At 71.0% G+C, this 3,536-nt stretch carries 5 protein-coding genes; 3 read left to right on the plus strand and 2 right to left on the minus strand.

What is annotated here, in order from left to right; all coding sequences use genetic code 11:
• Nucleotides 1-931 (minus strand): D-alanyl-D-alanine carboxypeptidase family protein (locus tag ACYVE7_RS31140; protein ID WP_460369779.1); only part of this gene is annotated, 931 nt, incomplete at its 3' end.
• 138 nt (nt 932-1,069) lie between these two features.
• Between ACYVE7_RS31140 and ACYVE7_RS31145 the strand changes: the two genes are divergently transcribed.
• Entirely contained in the window at nt 1,070-1,549 is a 480-nt protein-coding gene (locus tag ACYVE7_RS31145; RefSeq protein WP_460369781.1) for a YchJ family protein, read from the plus strand.
• Nucleotides 1,549-2,082 (plus strand): DUF1697 domain-containing protein, encoded by a 534-nt coding sequence (locus ACYVE7_RS31150; protein WP_460369783.1) that lies wholly within the window; start codon nt 1,549-1,551, stop codon nt 2,080-2,082. The genes ACYVE7_RS31145 and ACYVE7_RS31150 overlap by 1 nt, the downstream gene beginning before the upstream one ends.
• Here the strand turns inward: ACYVE7_RS31150 and ACYVE7_RS31155 are convergent.
• Nucleotides 2,069-2,680 (minus strand): TetR/AcrR family transcriptional regulator, encoded by a 612-nt coding sequence (locus tag ACYVE7_RS31155; RefSeq protein ID WP_460369784.1) that lies wholly within the window; start codon nt 2,678-2,680, stop codon nt 2,069-2,071. The two genes, ACYVE7_RS31150 and ACYVE7_RS31155, sit on opposite strands and share 14 nt — an antisense overlap.
• 109 nt (nt 2,681-2,789) lie before the next feature.
• Here ACYVE7_RS31155 and ACYVE7_RS31160 point away from each other — a divergent pair.
• A partial coding sequence (locus ACYVE7_RS31160) for a phosphatase PAP2 family protein (protein WP_460369786.1) occupies nt 2,790-3,536 on the plus strand: 747 nt, incomplete at its 3' end.

Genomic DNA, 3,536 nt, shown 5'->3' on the forward strand with positions numbered 1-3,536 from the left:
CCCCGGCCAGGGCGGCCTGGGCGGAAGCCTGCCGGGCGGCGCCGGTCTCGGCCGAGCCGTCCTTCGCCGAGCCGCCCTTGGGGGCGGCCTGCGCGTCGGCCGACGGCAGGGTGGCGACAGGCTTGACCTTGCCCGCGGCCTTGAAACCCCAGTCCAGGAGGGCCGCGGAGTCCTTCCACAGCGAGTCGCCCGAGCCGAGTTCGGCGACGATGATCGTGCGGCCGTCGCGCTTGGCGGCGCCCACATAGGTACGGCCCGCGGCCATGGTCCGGCCGTTCTTACCGGCGATCATGCCGGGGTAGGTGCGCTGGAGCTTGTTGCCGTTGCGCAGCGTGACCCCGCCGGGGAACGAGGCGCTCTTGGGCGAGGCGTACTTCACGAACTCCGGCAGCTTGATCGCCTGACGCATGATCAGGGCCAGGTCGTGGGCGGAGGTGTGCTGGGTCTTCACGGTCAGCCCGAGGTCGCGGTCCAGCCCGTTGGGGCTGCCGGCGCGGGTGTCGCGGGCGCCGAGCCGGGCGGCCTCGGCGTTCATCGCCGCGATGGTCTCCTTCATTCCGCCACCGGCCTGGGCGAGCCCGTAGGCGGCGTCGTTGGCGGACTTCAGCATCATCGCCCGGAACAGGTCGTCGACCCGGTAGGTCCGGGAGCCGGAGAGCCCGACCTTGACCGGGACGGCGCCCACGGTCTGCCGGTTCGGCCTGATCCGGTCCGACGCCTTGAGCTTCGGCAGCAGCGCCGCCGAGGTCAGGGTCTTGATCGTGCTCGCCGGCAGGTAGTGGCCGTGCAGGTCGCGTCCGGCCAGGACCTGCCCGGTCCCGGCGTCCACGACGGCGTAGCCCTTGGCCGCGACCTTGGGCACGGGCGGCACGTTCGCCGCCAGGGCGGGTGCCGCACCCGCGGCCACCCCCAGCGCCACAGCCCCTGCCATCAGAACGATCTTCAACTCGCCACCCCCTGCCAAAACCGACATTTCACCAAGGGTATGCACACGGAGTGTAAAGTCCGACCAACCCAGAGCCAACAACACCAAGAAAGCCCTGTGCCGCAGGGGTTCTACAGTGGTGACATGACCACGGATCCCGGAGACGTCTGCTGGCTGGGCAAGGAAGATCCCGATTTCCGGGCCGACTACGCGCCCGACTTCCCGCCGGACCCCCGCCCCTGCCCGTGCGGGCTCGGCGGCGGCTACGCGGCCTGCTGCGGCCGCTACCACCGCGGCGAGCCCGCCCCGACGGCCGAGGCGCTGATGCGCTCGCGCTACACGGCCTTCGCCGTCGGCGACGCCGGCTACCTGCTCCACACCTGGCACCCGGCCACCCGGCCCGACACCGTCGAGCTCGACCCCGCCACCGAGTGGACCGGCCTGGAGATCCTGTCGACCGCCAAGGGGGCCGTCGGCGATCCCAAGGGCACCGTCCGGTTCCGCGCCCGCTACCGGGAGCGGGGCCGCGGCCACGCCCCTGAGGAGCACGTCCTCGAGGAGCACAGCCGGTTCGTCCACCGGGACGGCCGGTGGCTGTACGTCATGGCGATCGAGGAGAACTGATGCGGTACGTGGCGCTGCTGCGCGGGATCAACGTCGGCGGACGGAACAAGATCGCCATGGCCGATCTGCGGGCCGTCCTGGACAGGATCGGCCACACCGAGGTCAAGACCCATCTACAGAGCGGGAACGTGGTCTTCACGGCGCCGGAGACGCCCACGGCACGGCTGGAGGCGGAGCTCGCGGCGGCGATCGAGGGAGAGCTCGGCGCGACCCTGCGGATCATGGTCAGGACCGAGGCCGAGCTGGCCGAGGTGGTGGCGGCCAACCCGTTCCCGGTCGGCGACGGGTCCCGCTTCCTGGTCTGCTTCCTCGGCGCGCCCCCCGAGCCCGGCCTGTTCGACGATCTGTGCGACGCCCACCCGCCGGAACGGCTGGCCGTCGTCGGCCGTGAGCTCTATCTGGACCTGCCCGACGGCATCCGCGACGCCAAGCTGCCGGTCCTGACCGAACGCCGCACCCACAAGGATCAGACGGCGCGGAACTGGAACACCGTCACCAAACTGCTGGAGCTCTGCCGCCTCAGCAGCGGTTGATCCCGCCGACCAGCTCGTCGAGGGCGGGCGGCGGCACCGACAGCGGCTCCGCGCCCTGGAGCCCCTCGATCATGATCTCCAGATAGCGGTGCCAGGAGCCGGGGGCGCGGCGGGCGGCGGCGCTGACCATGAACAGCAGGACGGGCACGTCCTGCGGCGCGAAGTCGGGGCGCAGACGTCCGGATTCCTTGGCGCGCTCGACCAGCCGGGTGACGACCGGCGCGATCCGCTCCCGTGTCTCGACGATCTTCTCTCTGACCAGTTCGCTGCCCATGAGCACTTCGGTCAGCCCGCGGTCGGCGGCGTGGAAGGCCGCGGCGTTCCACAGGTAGCCGGTGAACCCCTCCCAGGGGTCGGGGTGGTCCAGCCCTTCGGCGGCCCAGGCGAGCACCTGGTCGACCTTCTCTTCGAACAGGTCTTCGATCAGTGCGGCGCGGGTCGGGAAGAGGCGGTAGAGCGTGCCGATGCTCACATCGGCCTTCTCGGCGATGCCCTCCAGGGTGGCGCCCAGTCCCTCGGCGGCGAAGACGGCGTCGGCGGCCTCGAGGATCCGGGCGCGGTTGCGCTCGGCGTCCTTGCGCAGCGGCCGGGGTTCCATGTGATCGACCCTACTCGAAAATGTGGAGGCTTATCCCTAAGTTTGGTGTTACGGTCAACTGTCAGCTCATGACATGTTTACCTGATCTTTCATATGCCGGGGGGTAGGCGTGGGATCCGGGATCGAGCGGGGTGCCACGGGGCGTCCAGGGCTGGTCCGCGAACTGCTGCTCATCGCCGTCCTCTACGGCGCCTACCGGTTCGGGCGGCTAGCCGCCAACGGCCATGTGGAGCGCGCGTTCGCCAACGCGGCCGACGTGACGAGCCTCGAACGCGCCCTGCGCCTGCCGGCCGAATCGTGGCTGCAGGGGCTGATGCTGCACAGCGAACCGCTGACCAAGGCCGCGAACCTGTTCTACGCCGGGGTGCACTTCCCCGCCACGATCGCGTTCCTGGTCTTCATGTTCTGGCGGCATCCGCTGGAGTACGTCTGGATCCGCCGGGTACTGACCGTGCTGACCGGCGCCGGGATGGTCGGCCATCTGCTGCTGCCCCTCGCGCCGCCCCGGATGATGGGCCTGCTCGACACCGGCCGGGTCTTCGGCCCGACCGTCTACGGGGAGCCCAGCCCCCACTCCCTGGCCAACCAGTACGCCGCGATGCCGTCGCTGCACGTCGGCTGGGCGCTGGTCGTGGCGCTCGGGCTCGTCGCCGTCGGGACTTCGCGGTGGCGGTGGCTCTGGTTCGCCTATCCGGCGGTGACCACGCTCGTGGTCGTCGCCACCGCCAATCACTACTGGCTGGACGGGATCGTGGTGGCGTTGCTGCTCCTGCTCTCGCTCGCGGTCGTTCCCCGGCCGGCCAGGACCGGGCCGCCGCCCGCCCGCGCCGCGACCGGAGGCTCCGCGCCGCGGCTG

Source organism: Actinocorallia lasiicapitis (assembly GCF_054778695.1).

What these genes read in the sequence shown, in the direction of transcription:
- ACYVE7_RS31145 (WP_460369781.1), top strand. Translation starts at nt 1,070, where the DNA reads ATGACCACGGATCCCGGAGACGTCTGCTGGCTGGGCAAGGAAGATCCC.
- ACYVE7_RS31155 (WP_460369784.1), bottom strand. Translation starts at nt 2,680, where the DNA reads ATGGAACCCCGGCCGCTGCGCAAGGACGCCGAGCGCAACCGCGCCCGG.
- ACYVE7_RS31150 (WP_460369783.1), top strand. Translation starts at nt 1,549, where the DNA reads ATGCGGTACGTGGCGCTGCTGCGCGGGATCAACGTCGGCGGACGGAAC.